The organism is Acidicapsa ligni (genome assembly GCF_025685655.1).
Taxonomy (GTDB): domain Bacteria; phylum Acidobacteriota; class Terriglobia; order Terriglobales; family Acidobacteriaceae; genus Acidicapsa; species Acidicapsa ligni.
Map to the genome: position 1 here is coordinate 1,497,772 of NZ_JAGSYG010000001.1, position 18,956 is coordinate 1,516,727.

At 53.4% G+C, this 18,956-nt stretch carries 14 protein-coding genes and 1 tRNA gene; 9 read left to right on the forward strand and 6 right to left on the reverse strand.

Translation table 11 applies throughout. The features are described from left to right. Positions 1-110: 110 nt before the first annotated feature. Positions 111-187 (forward strand) — tRNA-Val (locus OHL19_RS06145). 173 nt (positions 188-360) lie between these two features. On the opposite strand, the gene OHL19_RS06150 is transcribed toward OHL19_RS06145, so the two are convergent. Continuing rightward, on the reverse strand, positions 361-2,463 hold the full coding sequence (locus OHL19_RS06150) for a glycosyltransferase 87 family protein (protein ID WP_263356734.1): 2,103 nt from the start codon (positions 2,461-2,463) through the stop codon (positions 361-363). An 80-nt stretch (positions 2,464-2,543) separates the two neighbouring features. After that, positions 2,544-2,813, reverse strand: coding sequence for a UBP-type zinc finger domain-containing protein (locus tag OHL19_RS06155; protein WP_263356735.1), 270 nt, complete (start codon positions 2,811-2,813; stop codon positions 2,544-2,546). A 318-nt stretch (positions 2,814-3,131) separates the two neighbouring features. Between OHL19_RS06155 and OHL19_RS06160 the strand changes: the two genes are divergently transcribed. The 3 genes from OHL19_RS06160 (at position 3,132) to OHL19_RS06170 (ending at position 7,754) form a co-directional block, all read left to right on the forward strand. Beyond that, positions 3,132-3,566 carry a tautomerase family protein gene (locus OHL19_RS06160; protein WP_263356736.1) on the forward strand — a complete coding sequence of 145 codons (435 nt, stop codon included), beginning with the start codon at positions 3,132-3,134 and terminating at the stop codon, positions 3,564-3,566. 277 nt (positions 3,567-3,843) lie between these two features. Beyond that, positions 3,844-4,482 (forward strand): response regulator, encoded by a 639-nt coding sequence (locus OHL19_RS06165; RefSeq protein WP_263356737.1) that lies wholly within the window; start codon positions 3,844-3,846, stop codon positions 4,480-4,482. Between the two features lie 191 nt (positions 4,483-4,673). Next, positions 4,674-7,754 carry a ligand-binding sensor domain-containing protein gene (locus OHL19_RS06170; protein ID WP_263356738.1) on the forward strand — a complete coding sequence of 1,027 codons (3,081 nt, stop codon included), beginning with the start codon at positions 4,674-4,676 and terminating at the stop codon, positions 7,752-7,754. 122 nt (positions 7,755-7,876) lie between these two features. Here OHL19_RS06170 and OHL19_RS06175 read toward each other — a convergent pair whose 3' ends face one another. Continuing rightward, the gene (locus tag OHL19_RS06175; RefSeq protein WP_263356739.1) at positions 7,877-8,431 is read right to left on the reverse strand and encodes a cytochrome b; all 555 of its coding nucleotides are present in this window, start codon (positions 8,429-8,431) and stop codon (positions 7,877-7,879) included. Further along, entirely contained in the window at positions 8,428-9,486 is a 1,059-nt protein-coding gene (locus tag OHL19_RS06180; RefSeq protein WP_263356740.1) for a catalase family peroxidase, read from the reverse strand. The genes OHL19_RS06175 and OHL19_RS06180 overlap by 4 nt, the downstream gene beginning before the upstream one ends. An 848-nt stretch (positions 9,487-10,334) precedes the next feature. On the opposite strand from OHL19_RS06180, the gene OHL19_RS06185 reads away from it, so the two are divergent. From OHL19_RS06185 to OHL19_RS06205, 5 genes are all read left to right on the forward strand, one after another. Continuing rightward, a complete protein-coding gene (locus tag OHL19_RS06185; RefSeq protein WP_263356741.1) occupies positions 10,335-11,156 on the forward strand; it encodes a LamG domain-containing protein in 822 nt (273 codons plus the stop codon). Between the two features lie 94 nt (positions 11,157-11,250). Further along, positions 11,251-14,205, forward strand: coding sequence for a ligand-binding sensor domain-containing protein (locus OHL19_RS06190; RefSeq protein WP_263356742.1), 2,955 nt, complete (start codon positions 11,251-11,253; stop codon positions 14,203-14,205). Then, complete coding sequence (locus OHL19_RS06195; protein WP_263356743.1) at positions 14,202-14,834, forward strand: response regulator transcription factor; 633 nt, start codon at positions 14,202-14,204, stop codon at positions 14,832-14,834. The genes OHL19_RS06190 and OHL19_RS06195 overlap by 4 nt, the downstream gene beginning before the upstream one ends. 461 nt (positions 14,835-15,295) lie before the next feature. Beyond that, positions 15,296-16,105 carry a LytR/AlgR family response regulator transcription factor gene (locus OHL19_RS06200; protein WP_263356744.1) on the forward strand — a complete coding sequence of 270 codons (810 nt, stop codon included), beginning with the start codon at positions 15,296-15,298 and terminating at the stop codon, positions 16,103-16,105. A gap of 17 nt (positions 16,106-16,122) precedes the next feature. Then, positions 16,123-16,542, forward strand: a complete 420-nt coding sequence (locus OHL19_RS06205; protein WP_263356745.1) for a GlcG/HbpS family heme-binding protein — start codon at positions 16,123-16,125, stop codon at positions 16,540-16,542. Between the two features lie 28 nt (positions 16,543-16,570). Here the strand turns inward: OHL19_RS06205 and OHL19_RS06210 are convergent, their stop codons facing one another. Continuing rightward, positions 16,571-17,440, reverse strand: a complete 870-nt coding sequence (locus tag OHL19_RS06210; RefSeq protein WP_263356746.1) for an NAD(P)-dependent oxidoreductase — start codon at positions 17,438-17,440, stop codon at positions 16,571-16,573. A gap of 93 nt (positions 17,441-17,533) precedes the next feature. Next, entirely contained in the window at positions 17,534-18,913 is a 1,380-nt protein-coding gene (locus tag OHL19_RS06215; RefSeq protein ID WP_263356747.1) for an NAD-dependent succinate-semialdehyde dehydrogenase, read from the reverse strand. Between the last annotated feature and the right edge of the window lie 43 nt (positions 18,914-18,956).

Genomic DNA, 18,956 nt, shown 5'->3' on the forward strand with positions numbered 1-18,956 from the left:
TCCTCCGGAAATTGGTTATATCCAATGGAAAGAGGAGAAGCAGGAGAAAGTATGGGAATTCCGGTTGACCAGTGTTTTCAATGATTTAGATAACTGGTTGAAAACAAAGCAGGCGCGTAGCTCAGTTGGTTAGAGCGCTACCTTGACACGGTAGAGGTCAGGAGTTCGAGTCTCCTCGTGCCTACCATATTTTCAATAACTTACAGCAAGTGCTTCTGATTGATTGGCGTCATGTAGGTGACAAGTCCTTAGAACTCTACTGGAACTCTCCTCTTTTTTGCCGACATCATGTATCCAGCATTAAGTAGATAGCCCCCACCATTTTCTTCACGCTTTGCGGAAACTCCGGCGGCTGCTCAATCATGGCAGCACCTTTCGCCGGGCGATGGCTGTGAACCATATGCTCCGGCCGCAATCGGTCCCGTAGAGCAAAGTCTTTGAATCGCTCGCCCAGGATGGCTGAATCTGATTGCACGGTACATCCGCGATCCGCCGCGTGGAGCCGTTGCTGTCGTCTCGCAGCCAAAGATTCCAGACACCATGATTGAGATGGCTATAGGCCAACCATCGTCCGTCGGGCGAAAGAGCCGGAAAACGTGCGGTTGCGATGGTGATGGGTGCGTCCTTGTGCGTTGCATCCATCAGGAAGATCTTTGGAAGAGAGTCGCCCTCAACGGCCGATACTGCATAGTCCCCCTCGGAACGAAACGATGCCTCGTAGACGTTCCACTGAAGAGGGGTCAACCGCGTCTCCGCACTGTTCGATTCAAACGTGGGGCGGAACATGAGCCGTCCTCGTCCATGATCGTCCTGTAGAAACGCGAGATCGTGCCCATCCGAAGAAATCATTGGCTCGCGCGCATTTTCGACCAGAGTTCGCGAGGGATTTTGAAGGTCTACAATTCGAGATCCCGAAACGGAAGCACGCTCGACCAAGGTGTGTCCGAAGCCGCTGGTAAACGAAAGATCGTCTTCCGCCGCATCAACACCAGAGTCTGCCTGAACTCCATTTCGTCCCTCCGTCATCAGCCGATATCCACCCGCAGTGAACGCGGCATAGCGAACCCCATCCACTGTAGATTGTGGCTCCGCGCTGAGAAAGCCTTGCGCCTGCAATGGCAGACGGTATGCATACTCCTCACGCTCGGCACGTTCCACGCGAAGAGTCGAACGCGTGCTGAGAAGGACGGATGCAACCATAATCACCGCCCATGCATAGCGACTCCAGTCCCGATCCGGACTCTCCTGCTTACGTCGCCACAGTAGGGCATAAATTCCGAAGAGCACCGCCATCATCAGTGGCAGGCGAGGAACATACAGCAGAAGTGCAAGACCGGAAAGTTGCAGTGGAACTGGAAGCGGAAATCCAATGCCGAGATATGCAACGATCAGGCACGCGAGCCATGCATACCGCCTGTTCTGCAGAAGGATGCTCGAGAGCACGCACACAGGAAATATCATGAGAACAAAATTGTAAGAAGCCGGGATCGTGGAGATGGCAAGTGCCGCAGTCAACAACGCAGACCATTCCAGCAGGATTTGGCGCTTGCTCTCATCCCCTTTGCGAATGAACAAAATAGCAGGCGCAAGCACAAGCATCTGCAGAGCAGGCGCAAGCAATGCGTAAATCAATGGAGAATCGTGCCACGGATGGGGATTCAATTGGGGCTCAGAGAGAAAGAGACAATGAAGAACGCCGGAGATAGAGGGAGTCGTTGTATAAATGCCAAGCCCTTCTCCGCGCGTTACCCATGGCAGGATTTCCTCCAACCAGGTACGATTTGCATTGACTCCGAAGACCGCAATCGAGACAGCAATGGCGGAAAGACCAGTGGCCGTAGCCGATGCCAGAGCTCGCCAATCCCTGCGCTGTAGAAAGAATACAAATAGCAGGAGCGGGAATATCTTGCAGGCCGCAGCGATCGCCACCAGGACGCCAGCCAAAACTCGATATCCCCTCAGATAACTGAAGCACGCCGCAGTCAAGAGCAAGAGCAGAAAAATATAGAACTGCCCATACAGAAGATTGCGATACATGGGATAACTGAGGAGTATGACTAAGCTTATTCGCTGGTAGCTCAGTCTCGTCATTGACTGCAACATCCAGGCAATAGGAACAAGGAACACAACGTTCAGAATTATCCAAATATGCTTTGCAACAAGCGGTTCCAGTTCTGCCACCGGCCACGCAGTCAGTGTTGAAAATGGTGTGATCGGAAGCAGCCCTATGACACGGATATCGATACCGCGATGGTCTTTCTCGCGTTCGATCCATGGCCACTCGTACATGCGTGATGTGTCATAACCTTCATGCGCCAGCCGAGCCGCCGTGTAATAGTTCGGAAAATCTGTATTCAGCGTCCGCCATGTACGCGGAAGGCTGTGCACGCAAAAAAAGAGCACAGCAAAACAGAGGATGACGCGTTCAGCCCAGGAGACAGCACGAATCGATATGAGCGACATGCCTTAGTGTAGTGGAGCTATGCTCGCTCAGTCGTCACTTAGTTATTAAAGAAGGGTAAGCGGCCCAATGCGTCACGCCACTATTCCTCTATTTCAAGTTCCAGTTCATCGACATAGCACCAGGCCCAGCTTTCGCCCGGTTCGATCGAGCGCACGATGGGGTGCTTCGCCGCATGGAAGTGCTTGGTCGCGTGCTTGTTCTTGGAACTATCACAGCAGCCAACATGGCCGCAGTGCAGACACATGCGCAGATGAACCCAGGTATCGCCCATCTTCAGGCATTCTTCGCAGCCTTGTGTATTGGGGCTGACGTTACGAATCGTATGGAGGTGCGTGCATTGCTGAGTCATCGTATGCTCCGGTCTAACGAGTGAAAGCAATCCATAAGCGGAGACTCCGTAACGGGCGCGAGATCGTCGATAAGCGACTGCCTCATTTTGAAGGAAGGCATAGAGATCTCATTGTTATGGAGCCAGACTGCGATTTCAAAGATAGTATTTTGTGCGCAGCCATGTATACGCAATTCCATGATGGTGGAACACTTCACGAGGAAATATTGCCGAAACATGGAATAGACCTCGAAGTTGGTGCACGGTAGATTCATTGACGTGCGACAGGAGCCAATTTCCCCGAAGAGCAATAAGTGGAAGTGTAAATAGGAGAAAACTATGCCAAAGGTTTTTATCAACTATCCAGAAGGGACATTTTCTGAGCATGCGCTTACCGCACTTGCAGAGGAAATCACAACAACTGGGCTGGAGTGCGAAAAGCTGCCAGACACACCTTACGTCCGAAGCAACATTTGGGTATATGCGAGAGGATATCCCGCAGAGAGGGTATTCCACGGCGGAAAACCAGGCGGAACGAAGGTCATTAGCCTGGAGGTGAATGTCGTTGAAGGAGCTTTGGATGCTGAGTCGAGGAAAGAGTTGATCGCACGCTTCACTGCCGTCGTAGGAAAGCACGCTGGCATTCCGCCACAGGAGCGTGTCCCCGTGTACATCGTCATCCGGGATGTTCCGCCTCATAGCTGGGGGATGTTTGGAAAGCCGATCACTCTTGAGTCTCTGCACAATCCACCCGCGGATGCAAAGCCTGTGTAGTCGCTCGCCAAGTGGTCTCAAAAGATCCCGAATCTGCAGTGTCAAAAAGCGGTTCAGCGTTGAACCTGGGATGCACGGCAAGCCTGCCATGCATCCTTTCTTTCATTCCAAAAAACACGCGGAAAGACACCGCTTCGGTTGCTCCGTGCATCCAGCAACAATTTCCGAAGATAGTCTTGGCGGCAGCATAAATACCCCTATTCAGGGGTATTTCTTCTACCACTCGACAGGGTATTCTGCATTCTGAAAAAGCGCAAAGAAAGAGCTTAAATGTCATATGCCAGTCACATCGCCAATCACATCGCGAATCAAGGTTCTCACCGTGGACGATCACCCGTTCCTCCGCGCGGGTATCGTCGCAGTCATTGACGAAGAGCAGGACATGGTGGTCGTCGCCGAGGCCTCGAACGGCTACGAGGCCATCGACATCTATCGAGCGCATACTCCGGATGTAACCCTGATGGATTTGCAACTGCCCGACTTAAGTGGCATCCAGGCTCTCATCGCAATCCGGAAGGAATTTCCAAACGCTCGCATCATTGTGTTAACCACATTTGAAGATGGTGCCCTCGCTTATCGTGCGCTCAAAGCTGGAGCTGCAGGCTATCTGCTAAAGAGCGGGATCCGTAAGGAACTGACTGACGCGATCCGCATAGTTCATACCGGCCAGAAACACATACCTGTAGAAATCGCGACTGACCTGGCTGTACACATGCACCACGAAGATCTAACCGTGCGAGAGATCGAAGTGTTGAAAGCAGCCGCCAATGGCCGATCCAACAAGATGATTGCCTCGGAGCTTTTCATTTCAGAAGAGACGGTCAAGGTACACATGAAGAATATTCTGCACAAGCTCAATGCCTCGGATCGAACCCACGCATTCAGTCTTGCGACCATTCGGGGTTTCTTCATGTAAGCATCGTCGAAACGAGCAAGGGAGAGGCTATCGGATGCAGGATGGTATCTCGAACACGAACAATTCTTAACCTTGTGGATTTAAGAGAACGCTAAAAACTAACTTCATTGAGAGCTTCGATCAAAGATACCCGGTCGCTGTGCGATCTGGCTTGCTTCAGGTTTGAGCGTTTCGTCTGCTGGAGGCTCGGAATGTCTGAAAGTGCAGTGATCGCGCGTGCGTCAGAGTTAGCGAATCAAGCAAAATCGATAGCGGTCCAATGGGCCCGATGGATGCGATGGGCCCAATGGACATTGCTGTTTCTGCTCACAGCCTCGCCATCATTTGCGCAATCGCACACTCTCGAGGTCTCGCAATACCTGCACACGTCATGGACTTCGCAGGAGGGTTTCTTTAAAGCTGGCATAAGTGCCATCAATTCCGTAGCACAAACCTCCGATGGATATCTCTGGATTGCGGGCAGTAGTGGTCTCCTTCGATTCGACGGCGTCCGCTTCGTCGAATGGAAACCTCCCGCTAACGATTCACTTCCACGCAGACCGCTCCACCGCTTGCTGGGGTCGAGGGACGGCAGTCTCTGGATCAGTGGCATCGGGTTAGCGGAACTCAAGGCCAATGGCGAGTTTCGCAGATACCATCAACTCGATAGCACGGAGGTAGAAGCACTATACGAGGATAAAGATGGCGGGATCTGGGCCGCCGGCGCAGGGCAGGCTTCTATATTGTGCCGCTTTTATCGTGGTGGCAGCCAATGCTTTCCCGCCAACAGCCCTCTTGGCACGTTTGCAGGGCCATTGCATGAGGATGAAAAAGGGCAATTATGGATTTGTACGAGTACTGGAATTTGGAAACTCCGTCCCGGTTCGCCACAAAAAGTTGCTTCGGTTTCAGGATTAACGAACGCGTATGCCTTTGACCAGGATGCGAACGGCACACTGGTTTTCACCACAGGCGAGCACATGAATAGGATTACAGCCGACGGAAAGATTCAACCTTATCCAATAGAGATGAAATTCCCCCGGACGCTATTGAAGGACAGGGATGGCGATCTATGGATTGGAACCGGCGGGCAAGGCATTGTTCACGTTCACGAAGGACGAGCGGATAGTTTCACCACGTCCGATGGATTGTCTTCTAACAGTGTCGTCTCTCTCTTCCAGGATAGGGAAGGCAATGTGTGGGCAGGTACCGGTCATGGGTTGGATAAATTTACCAAGCCTGCTGTCCCGAGTTTGACAAGCAAGCAGGGGCTCTCAATCGATTACGTCAATTCAGTTCTTACCGACCGTAAGGGCGTTACGTGGATAGGAACACGTGATGGGTTGTATCAGCTTGTCGGGGGACGCGCGGTCAAATCCACTGTCAAACTCCCCAGCGATCTTATTACCAGCCTCTTTGAGACTTCCAAAGGACGCATGCTTGTTGGGATCAATGATCCTCGAGGATTGGTATGGTTGGACGGAAGTAAGGCCTCGCATCTCCGTGTAACGACCGGGGAGAACGTCTTCGAAGTTGCGGAAGGCAAGGGCGGCGACCTATGGCTGGAAAGTGGTTCGTTAGGGCTGATGCATTTGAATGAGAAGGGAGATCAGGTCGAGGACTTCAAACGCAAGATAGGTGGAGACGCTCTCGCCTTCGATTCCAAACGTGAGGGCGTCTGGGTTGCGTTTTCCGGCGGAGGACTAAGGCTTTATAAGGACGGGAAGATCGTAGAACGATATGGAACAAAAGCTGGGCTCGGAGAGGGAATTGTTCGCGACCCGCAGGTGGACGAGGATGGAGGAGTGTGGGCTGGCACACGGGTAGGGTTAGCGCACGTGCTACACGGGAAACTATCGATGCTGAATCGCAAGAACGGCCTGCCATGCGATGCGGTGCATTGGATGCGACACGATCGAGATCACAATGTCTGGCTGTATACAGAATGCGGCCTCGTTGCCTTCCCTGAGAGCGAGCTTGTCTCCTGGATAGCGCAGCCCTCCCACACTGTGGCGATCACACATTATTTGATGAATACAGACGGCGTTGAAAGTGTTGCGTACAACGGATGGTACACACCCCAGGCATCCATAACGAATGATGGGCGTATTGTATTCGCAACGACGGTAGGGCTAAGCATTCTGGATCCTCGCAGCTTGAATCAAAATGCTTCGCCTCCGCCGGTTCACATCGAAGAGATCACCGCAGATGAACGAGACGTTAGCGGCAAAGGTCGCGTGTCGTTGCCTGTCAATGTACGAAGCGTTCGTATTGCCTTCACTGCGCTAAGTTTTGCTGCTCCCCGAAGAGTTCTCTTCCGCTACAAACTACAAAATTTCGACAAAGATTGGAGCTCGCCTGACCCGCTTCGTCAGGCAACTTACACAAACCTGCCTCCTGGCAAATACGAATTCAAAGTAATGGCGTGCAACAACGATGGCGTGTGGAACACGACCGGCGATACGCTCAGCTTTGCCATTCCACCAGCGTTCTATCAAACGATCTGGTTTAAAGTCGCCATTGTTGGCAGTGTTGCAGGCTTGCTGTGGGTCTTCTATCTCCTGCGATTACGCAGCGCCACTGCAGCAGTTACCGCAAGACTGGGTGAGCGCCTTCAAGAGCGGGAACGCATCGCACGCGATCTGCATGACACTTTATTGCAGGATTTCCAGGCAGTCACTCTGCGCTTTCAAGTAGTGTCAACGCGATTGGAGAAAGAAGACCCACGTCGTCTCGCGTTGGAAGAAGGGCTTGATCATGCAGACCAGGTATTGGCGGAAGGGCGAAATCATATACGAGACATTCGAGCCGATACGAAGACTGGCGATGAGCTATCCGAATCCCTCACGCAGTATGGAAACGAACTTTCCCAGTTGAAGAAGATCTCTTTTTCGATGATTGTTAATGGCTCACCCTATCCGCTCGATCCAATCGTTCGCGATGAAATCCACCGAATCGGCCGCGAAGCGATTGGGAACTCATTCAAGCACTCGAACGGAACAAGAGTTGAAACTGTGATTAGCTATGGAGCCGATCAGCTTCAGATGAAGGTCTACGATGACGGCATCGGCCTCGATTCAAATCTCTTGAGCAGCGGTCGGCCAGGTCACTGGGGCATTCAAAATATGCGGGAACGTGCTCGCAAGATCGGCGCCAATTTCGAGTTTTCAAGCGAGCCTAACGGAGGAACTTTATTGGTACTCGAAGTACCCGTTCGACATGCCAACACGCGCAGACGGCCGTGGCACTTTGTGAGATCAAAGGTCGATTCGCTCCCGAAGTCACCAGCGTGATGCCGTGCCACGCGACCCAGATTTTGAGAAGATCAAAATCCGGATCGCGCTAATAAGCACTGACGTTCACGATGTAGCTCGTACTCACTGTTTTCAGTCAAGCGGCGTGTCGCTCCAGCAGGTCACTTCGGCTGGTCGTGTGTGGATACGGAGGCCATAGTTTCGAAGACGCCATCGTTTCTGACCAGCTTATGAAAGAGGATTGCAGAGACGTGCATCAGGATGAGTCCGAAAAAGGCAAACGCCAGGTAATAATGCGCATTCCACAGCAGCGTATGCAAGCCAGGACTTACAGGCAGGATCGACGGCAGATGCACGCTGCCGAAAAGCACCACAGGATAAGACGCAGCAGACAACATGGCCCAGCCGATCAGTGGCATGGCTATCATCAGCGCGTAGAAGATATACTGCGATAGCTCCGCTGCCAGCTTCATCGGTTCCGGCAGATCGGCGGGCAGCGCAGGCGCACCATAAATAATGCGCAGCGTCAGACGAATAAGCACCAACACCAGGATCGCGATGCCAAGCGGCTTGTGAATCTGGACCAGTGTCAGGTATCTGGGTGTGACGGTCGAGACCATACCCACACCGATAAACAACATGGACAGAATGCAGATTGCCATGAGCCAGTGAAGCAATCGCTGCGGCGCGGTGAAGCGTGTGCGGGCTGTTGTCATTGCTTGCCTCCCGTCGCCGTACGCGGATAGTGCGAGGCTTCGGCTGTACGGCTGTTGTAAGACTGGGCATACGCTGCTGAACGCGCGGCCGGGAATGGGTCATCTGAAGTAGTAATTCCAGCGGGCAGCACAGTCGGATCGAAATTGATGTCGCGGCAGGGGCCATCGCGTTCTGGTTGAACCTGCTGCACGTTGAGCGTACCGACGTTGACCGTCTGGCGATCCGCAGGCCACGCCTTGTTGGGGTCCGCAGTTGGGTCACCGGGATTGGCAACGGTGACGACCACGCTCCAGTGCTGAGCGCCGGCTGCTACGCGCTGGGTGATCTCCTGCTCAAGAAAATCAGGACCGCGCTTGGCAAGCTCCTGAGGCGTAATCGAAACGGGCTGTGCCTCCGGGATAAACGACCAGCGGATGGGGTGTTTAGCACCGGAGCCGTCAACGAACAAGAAGGAGTCAAGACTGTTGTAGCGCTCCTCCGCATAGCTCTCGGTCCACGGGGCAGTCTTAGCCCAGCCGAGGAAGGTGAGGAATCCCGGATGCTTGCCAATAAAACTTTTCATCGCATCCGGAGCCTTGCTCGCAGCGGCAATCTGAAGATCGTAGAAATCCTGTGGGGTCGAAACGGGGAAGATCGGCGGGTCGATCATAGCGCTGCGCCATTGCTGCCCATCTGTTGCCGTGATTTGAATGCCAAGACCACGCACACGCACCATGGCATCCTCAGCATTCGCATTCGCAGTTGCAAGGTTAAATCGCCCCACCACCGGATATTCGCCCTTGACGAAGACGGGAGCTTTGGAGAGTGTTGAACCCTCGCCGTTTGCGTCAAACGTTCCCGTGAAGCAGATGCCCTTGGCGTGGTTACGGCGATGCCCCAATGCCGGGCCGCCAGGGGGTGCCAACGACGCTACGATCTTTTGCGGTGTAAGCCTATGCGGTGAGAGCCATCCAGCCGTGTATGCGAAAGCTAGCGCGGCAGAGCCCGCTATTGCGGCAATTAATACAAATGGCCAAAGCCGAAAAGCCTTCGGTGATGCAGCAGACGGAACCATTCAAACCTCGTTTCTTGCCAATATGGGTCTTGGGCCTTCACACTTTCGCTGGAGATTTCCCCGCTTAACAAAGTGCATTCACATGATCCTCTGGTCCAAGCCATCTAAGCGTCGAACTCAGGACTAGAATACAGAATGTCTGATGAGATGCTTATCTTTTGATAATCCTAACGATGCTCTTCCTGCTATTCCACCTTTCCGGAATGCTCTGTGCTCAAACTCTACGCTCAAATTCGTACGACGCCATCTTCCTCACAAATACGCCAGTAGCCCAACTTGACTCAACTTCGAAAAATCTTCATTTCATCTCGAATGCCGACTGCTCATAAACTGTGTTTGCAGGGTCACAATCAACCAGGGATGCTTTGGCGGGACGATTCGCCTTAATCTTTATCTGCCCTGTATCTGATCTGTAGTAGATAACTGGCCCACCGGAGCATACTTGTACGCGGGCAATGTTGCGTCTGGGTACAAAATACCACTTTCGAGTTCTTTTCTAACAACTAGTTGAAATGTCATCCTTCATGTAGACCGTCGAAATCCAGAGGGTGTTGATGAGAAGTCTTCAGGTACGCCGGGCGTCCCCAATCAGGGAACTAATCGCTTCGTTTCGTACTTTCGCCAGGTCTCCATTGAATGCCGCTCTCGCTGCGTCCCTTTGCGCAGCCCTGATATTTCCCATGGGCTGTAGAAGCACCCGTAAATCACCTGCGCCTGCAATACACTTTGCACATGTTCCCCCAAAAGGAGCAGGAGCGGAGTACCTTGATCACATCAACGGGCAGGTTGTAAATTCTCCGGTTGGAGTGCGGATCATTGTATATGCGCACCTCAGAGACACCTGGTGGGTGCAGCCATTCAGGAGCCGCGCGTTCACCGATGTCGGAAGCGATGGGGCCTGGGAGAATTACACCCATCTCGGCTCAGACTATGCCGCCCTGTTAGTTACCCCGGATTTTCAGCCCATAGCGAGACTTTCGGCACTGCCTCCAGCAGGCGGTAACGTGTTAGCGATCGCAACAACAAAGGCATCCTCCGAGCCGCGACCAGCTCCAAAGGTAGTTCATTTCAGTGGCTACGATTGGAGAGTTCGCTCTTCTCCCAATGATCGCGGAGGAGAGATTTGTGATTACGAACCCTCCAATGTTTGGGTTGATGATCAAGGCTATCTTCACCTGTTAATGGGTCTCGAAGGAGGCCATCGTTATTGTGCTGGAATCAGCCTGACTCGCAGTCTTGGCTACGGAACCTACAAGTTTGTGATCGAAGATACAAACCATCTCCCTACCTCTGCCGTTCTCGCTCTCTTCACGCAGGACAGTGATGGAGCTGATATGGATATTGAGTTGAGCCGTTGGGGAAATGCCTTGAACCGTAACGCTGATTACGTGGTGCAACCGTACTATATTCCGGAGAATACAGTACACTTTGAGATTCCAGCAGGGCCCACAACCCATGTGCTGCGATGGGAGCCAGGGAGAGCCACCTTCAGATCCTTCGCAGGCGTCTCTACGGCTCACTCGAAAATTATTGAACATGTGTTCAAATCTGGCGTACCAGTACCGGCCAACGAAACGCTCCTCATCGATTTCTATGATGCCCATCATCCTCAAAGCGGACTTCAGCATCCCGTCGAAGTTGTGGTCCAAAATTTCGAGTATCTGCCATGATCGCGTCAGGACGAACGTAGTCCCCGCAGTTATCGCACTTGCCTTGGCATTTTGGATTCCGGCAACAGCCGTCGCCTTGAGTAGTACTCGAACAATGGCACAGTACGTTCACGCTGTATGGGGTGCCGACAAGGGCTATGCCGGGGGCACTGTCTATGCCATCGCTCAAACTCCGGATGGTTATCTTTGGTTGGGCACGGAGCACGGACTTGTTCGATTCGACGGATCGGAATTCACCCCGATCGACCTTCCTCTTTCGGATCGCAGATCGGTTGCAGTCCGAGGACTAGTGGAGGACGCGTATGGAGATCTCTGGATCCGCCTCGATGGTCCGCGCCTACTCAGATATAGGAATGGCGCATTTGAAGATGCGGTACTGAAGTTTGACATCCACGAAGGATTCTTTGCAGCAATGTCCCGGGATCGGAGTGGCAAGTTACTCCTATGGGGGCCACAAAACAGAACCCTTCGCTTTCAAAATGGTCACTTCCAGCGCGAGTCCCCACAGGACGATATAGACGGCATAGTCATCTCTCTTCTTGATAGCCCCACTGGTGCGTTATGGCTCGGCGCGCGGGATGCAGGTCTGTACAAGATCGAGAACGGTAAGGTCGCTAAGATCCTCCCCGAGCTGTTGTTACACAGTGTCAATGCTCTTGTTCCTTCAGAGCACGAGGGAGTGTGGATAGGAGCAGAGAGTGGACTCTATCTCTGGGAACATGGAATCTCGGTTCGCTTAAAGCTCCCTGAGCGATTAGGTAAAGTACAGATTTTCGCGCTCCTGCGGGATCATCATCACAACCTGTGGGCAGGCACAGATGCCGGGCTTTACCGTATCGATCCCGAACGTAATGTTGTTACCGGATTCTTCCGCAGTCAGGACGACCCGGAAATCACCTCCATTTACGAAGACGGCGATGGAAGCATTTGGTTTGCCGGATCACACGGCCTCGAACGTCTGCGCGACGGCATGTTTACGTCCATCTCATCCCGCGACCCATCGCTCAGCGAAATTGGCGGACCTGTTTTTGTAGACGATGCCGGACGCGCATGGTTCGGTCCGTCATCGGGCGGCCTTTTCTGTCTGGAGAATGGTTCCTTTAAGCGCGTGGATATTCCCGGCGATAACAACGATGTTGTTTATTCAATCGACGGCGCCAAAGACGAGCTATGGCTCGGCCGGCAGCGAGGTGGCCTGACCGAGTTGATACGGCGCGGTGACGGGTGGTCCTCTCGAACTTATACATCCAGGCAGGGCTTAGCCCAGAACAGCGTTTATACAGTAACCCGCGCTCGCGACAAAAGCATCTGGGCGGGCACAGTCAGCGGCGGTATGAGTGTGTTGCGGAACGGTCAGTTCACGACGTATACCCTGAATAATGGCCTGCCTTCGAACGCGATTTTTTCCTCCGTCGAAGCTGCCGACGGAACAATGTGGGTTGCTTCGTCTGGTGGCCTTGCGCATTTCACAGGGGAGCATTGGCTGAAATACGGCTCCCCGCAAACCGATTTGCCACCAGGTATCAGAACAGTGTTTGAGGACTCAAGCCACGTTTTATGGATAGGTACATCTCACGGCATTGCGAGATTTAACAACGGTCGCATTGATGTGCCCCCGGGTCTGCCGCAGGCCTTGAGTGAGGAGGTATTGAGCATAGGAGAAGATGCTCAAGGTTTCTTATGGGTCTCCACTTCTGGACACGTTCTGCAGGTCGACCGGACGAAGATGCTCAATGGCACTCTTAACGAAAACGATGTGTTGAGCTATGGGGTCGATGACGGATTGAGCGAAACAAAAGGTGTAAGGCGAGATCGCTCACTCGTTTCAGATTCTTCCGGCCGCATCTGGTTATCGCTTCCACACTCCCTCGCAGTAGCCGATCCACGTGAGGCTGAAGGGTACAACAAGGCCGTTCGAGTACGCATTGAGTCCGTGTCAGCAGATACCGCATCTCTGGGCCCGCAACAGGGATTGAACCTGTCGCCAGACACCCGCAGCATCACCTTTCGCTACGCAGGGACGAGTCTGGCAACGCCGCAACGCACGCAGTTCCGCTATCGCCTAGATGGCTTGGATCAGGAATGGAGCAATGATTCATCGTCAAGGCAGGTCGTGTACACCCATTTATCTCCGTCAACGTATACGTTTCGAATCATGGCATCGAATGCGCTGGGTGCCTGGAATGGCCCTGAAAACGATGTGAAATTTACGGTGCAGCCGGCACTATGGCAGACCTGGTATTTCCAGATGCTCGCAGTTTTGCTGACCGCTGTAGTTGCCATTGGCTTGTATCGAATCCGTTTGAAGCAGGTGACAGGGCAACTCAACAGACGATTTCAAGATCGCCTAGCCGAGCGCACCCGAATAGCTCAAGAGCTACACGATACGTTGTTACAGGGCGTCATAAGCGCCTCTATGCAGCTTGATGTCGCACAAGACGATATAGCAGAGGATTCCCCTGCGAGGCCCAAGCTACAGCGCCTGTTGCACCAGATGCGTCAGGTCACAACAGAGGGTAGAAGAGCTCTGCAGGGACTTCGCACCATTGACAACACCGTGACCGCGGAAGCTGCATTCCAACGGATGATGACTGAGTTTACTTCTTCACCATCATCCCGGCACGCCGTGTATGTGCAAGGTGATAATCGTCCTTTGAAAACGGTTGTATTCGATGAGGTATATCGGATAGGCCATGAGGCCTACCTCAACGCTGTTGTTCACGCCTCTGCACGCGAGATTGAGATCACGGTAGACTACGGCCTCCGTGTTTTCCGCCTGCTGGTGAGGGATGATGGCTGCGGAATTGATCCAGGTATCCTGAGGCATGGTCGTGAAGGTCACTGGGGCCTGGCAGGCATGAGGGAACGCGCTGAAGCAATTGGCTCAGATCTAGCAATCCATACTCGTCCTTCCGGGGGGACAGAGGTAGAACTTCGTATCCCCGCCGCAATTGCCTATTCGCGCATAAAATCCCGCCGAATACAGTGGCCGTGGCCACTTCGGAAGTTCTATCCTAAACATGAGAAAAGAGACGAGCAGTCACAATGAACTTGCAATCTGTTCCAATCCGGATCTTGTGCGTTGACGATCATCCGTTCATGCGCGAGGGCATCGCAGCTTATATTCATAAAGCGTCGGATATGGAATTGGTTGCCGAAGCTGTGAACGGACGGGAAGCGATCGAGCAATTCCGAAAGACGCAACCAGACGTAACACTTATGGACCTTCGCCTGCCCGACATAAGCGGCGTGGAGGCATTGCGAGCGATCCGGAAAGAGTTCGCTCATGCGCGGGTCATCATACTAAGCACCTTTGACGGAGATGCCGATATCCAACGCGCTCTCGAAGCTGGAGCACAAGCATATCTATTGAAAACCATGCCCAGATCAGAGCTACTCGAAACCATCCGCAAGGTTCACAGCGGTCAAAGGCATGTACCACCTGAAGTGGCCGCACAGCTCATGCAACACTTAGGGCAGGCTCACCTGAGTAAGAGAGAGATCGAAGTTATGGAAAAGCTGACCGAAGGGAATCGCAATATCGATATCGCTTCAGCGCTCTTCATCAGTGAGGAAACTGTAAAGGGACACATAAAGCGCATTATGGAAAAGTTGGGAGCCAACGACCGCACCGAAGCCGTCGCAATCGCTCTCCGTCGCGGCATTATTAAACTCTGAGTTCTACCCCGGCAGCCTCACTTCCTTGCTCCCCCTATTTCGAGTGATATGAAATGCCCCTTGACGGGGTTAACAGAAATAGACATTTTCACGGGATCGATTTCAGTTTACCCAGAGCGCATAGTAGATCTCGTCGGATACCGGATCATGAAAGTAGCTGGGCCCGAGATAGAGAATCGTTCGATAATGCTGTCTCTTAATTTCAGATCTTTCTCTGAGCATTTCGAGATCTCTGAGCATCCAGTTGACTGCGCAATAAGCTAAGCTCTCGGGCCATCTACGTTCAGGTTCGGTACGTCGACTTTACTTGACGAGACGGGACGAAACTTATGCTTTCATTTTCAAACGAAATCGCGTCAACTGCCCGAGACACTCGCCAACGCTGGCAGAGTTCTCGCCCAGCAACAAGCCCCCTCCGATCAGATCAATCGATACCAACTCGTAACAGCAGGATGCGAGAGATGAGGATTCGCGTGCTCCTGGCCGACGCAGACCCGGTCGCAACATCGACCGTTCGTAGCCGCCTTCGGTTGCATCCTGACTTTGACGTAATCTGCGAAACGTCTTCCGGAGAAGATGCAATTGCGAGAATTCATTCTCTCCAGCCAGACGCCGTTTTTGTTGATGTAGGAGTGTTGGAGTCTTGCGGTCTCGATGTTATAGCGCTGCTTTGTCTACCGGTAAGACCCGTCATCGTGTTCCTTACCGAACACGCGCATTATGCCGTACAGGCATTCGACCTCGGAGTCGCCGACTATCTCTTGAAACCGATCGGCTCCGATCGCTTCGAAGTTAGTTTGGATCGCGTTCGAGAACAGGTAGCGCATCGACGCGTCACAGAGAGCGCACTTGAGACGAAGCTATCCACACTCGCACATCCGCACATCCAGCAGCACAGCTTAGGCCGCATCACTGTCTCAGATCGAAGGCGGACACACGTCATCGAAGCAATCGACATTGAGTGGATCGGCGCTGCGGGTGACTACACCGAGCTGCATGTTCATGGCGCCACTCATCTCCTGAGAGAACCGCTTTCTGTTTTGCTGAGAAGATTGCCTGCCGATGTGTTCTGCCGCATTCACAGATCGTTCGTCGTCAACCTAAGCAAGGTCTCTGGATTCAAGACGCTCCGTAACCAGGATCTTCTTGTGAAGCTGAAGGACAAAACAGTACTTCGCGCAAGCCGCACGTTTAGCGAAGAACTCAAAAGAGCCGTCAGGCAACATTGTGCCTGGCCACAACTGGTTGCTTCAGAACAATCGTCAATCTAAAACATCGGGAGGATGGTGTGCCGAAATCACTTGAGACAGTAACGCTGGAAGATGCAAAGCGTATGCTGGCCGCAGCCGAAGCAAAAGCCGTCGAACTGGGCATCGCTTACAACGTCGCTGTAGTAGACGCAGGAGGCCATCTTGTGGCCTTCCTGCGCCAGGATGGTGCATTGATTGGCAGCATTAACCTCGCTATCGACAAGGCAGTGACGGCGCGGATCTTCGACAAATCAACGGCATTTCTGGCAACGCTTGCTCAGTCAGGAAAGCCGCTTTTTGGCATACAGGAAAGCAATGCAGGTAAAGTTGTCATCTTCGGCGGTGGTATACCCATCACGATTGGCGGCAAAATCATCGGAGCCGTGGGCGCGAGTGCAGGCACAGTGGAACAGGACATTGAAGTAGCTGAAACCGCGATAGCAGCATTGCTTGCTTAGCAGACCGAAGTCGAGACAATTCGAAGAATCACTGCTCCTTGTCGAACAACTTCACGACAGCGGTCATGTTGAGATTTCCAAGATCTTCGGCAATTGCTTTTTGGAACACTCCATGCACTGCACTCGCAGTCGGCATGGACTCCTCTCCACCGCCAGCTTTCAGCGCGTAGCCAAGATCTTTTGTAAGCAGATTTATCGGGAAGCGGGTTTCAAAGTCGCCTGCCAGCATCGAGCCCGCATCCCTGGTTAAATGTGCACTCCACACCGTAGTGGCTGACACGGCGTCGAGGACTTTGCGTGGATCGGCGCCCTGTCGTTTCAACATGCCGATCAGTTCCGCCAGGGCGGCCAAGCCCACACCCATCAGCGTATTTGTGGCAAGCTTTGCGAGAGCACCGCAACCCACCGGCCCGGCATGCTGAATGCTGGAGCCCATGCTCTTGAGCAACGGTTTCGCGCTCTCAAGTGAGTCGCTGTCTCCTCCAACCAGGAACACCAACTGCGCGCTCTGCGCCTGGGGAGTACTTCCCGATACCATCGCATCCAGCAGCGTCACGCCAGCCTTGCTTGTGGCCTCCGCCAGTTCAAGCACCCATGCAGGCGTCAGTGTGGAGCTTTCGATAGCGATAGCGCCTTTCTTCATTCCCGCCAAAGCGCCATCTATCGGGTCCAGCCAGACCTGCCGTGATGCCTCGTCGTTGCTCACAATCGCTATGACGAAATCATTGCCTTCCGCTGCTTCGCGAGGAGTCTTCGCCGCTTTCGCTCCCGACGCAACCAAGCTCTCGGCTGCTTCGGGTCTGCGATTCCAAACCGTGAGATCATGGCCGGCCTTCAATAGATTAAAAGCCATGCGCGAACCCATCGCGCCCAGCCCGATAAATGCCACTTTGCTCATGTTGTTCCTCGCTTCGGCGTCCCTTGGAGGGACGCCGATCGCTATCTTCCATGCACGTTAGACTGCTTGATTATATCGGCTTGCGAATGACAGCTAGCGATTCTCGATCCAGACCGTTTGCTCGTTCACAAAAGCATGCGCTCCGAAATGAGAAAGCTCTCTGCCGTAACCGCTGTTCTTGACGCCGCCAACCGGCACACGCGGGTCCGAGGAAGTAACGCCATTGATGAACACGCCGCCCGTGTACCAGTCGCGGGCAATCTTGCGCGCCCGATCGATGTCCTTGGTCCACACGTTGCCGCTCAATCCAAACTGGCTCGCATTTGCCGCCTTCACAGCCTCATCCAGATCTGCAACGCGAGTGATAGCCGCAACCGGGCCAAAGGTCTCTTCATCGAAAGCCGCCATGCCTTCCGTAACGCCACTCAGCACAGTAGCCGGATAGAAAGCACCCTTGCCCTCGATCGGCTTTCCCCCGAGCAGCAGGCGCGCGCCCTTGGCCACGCTCGCCTCTACTTGCTTATGTAACCCGTCGCGTAGATCGATGCGAGCCATCGGCCCCATCTGTACGGTTGGATCGAACGGATCGCCTGCGCGGAGTTTACTGGCTGCTTCAACAAACTGCCCTTCGAATTCGTCCGCGATCTTTCCCACTAGGATAAACCGTTTGGCTGCCAGGCAGACCTGGCCCGTGTTGTGGTAGCGTCCCCGGATGCCCGCCGCGACAGCCGCCGGAATATCCGCGTCTTCACAGACGATGAAGGCATCTGAGCCTCCCAGTTCCATCACTGTTTTCTTGATGACCTTACCTGCTTCAGAGGCCACCGCCGAACCTGCTCGTACACTGCCCGTCACCGATGCTCCCTGCACACGAGGATCGTTGATCACGTTAACGACATCGTCTCGCTTGAGAATGAGGTTTTGAAATACTCCTTCAGGGAAACCAGCTTCGAGCATGACCCGCTCAAACTCCAGCGAACTCCTCTGTGTATTCGGTGAGTGCTTCGTCAACACAACATTGCCGGCCAGGATCGTTGGGATCGCCATGCGGGTCAACTGCCAGATTGGAAAGTTCCACGGCATGACAGCAAGGATCGCTCCCAGCGGAAGATAAGAAACATAGGCGTTCACCGCCCCTGTAGGAGCCGGAGCATCCGCCATAATTTGCGGCCCATGCTCTGCATACCAATCTGCTTCCCATGCGCATTTCTCAACCTCTGCCTCGGCCTCAGAGAGTATCTTTCCCATCTCTGTCGAGATGACCTTTGCAAGCTGGGGTGTGTTCTTTCTCAGGCTTACAGCGAGCTGGGAGAGAAGCTGTGCACGCTCGAAAAAGCTGGTCTTGCGAAACGATTGGAACGTCTTGTCAGCCCGGGCGAGGATCGTCTCAGTCTTGGCCGCGTCATAAAAGGTGAAGTCTTCGATCGGCTCACCGGTGGAAGGATTGATCGTACTGAAGCCCGTTGCGCTCATTCTTTGCTCCTTATTTTGAGGAATGGATCAGGCTCGAAAGATA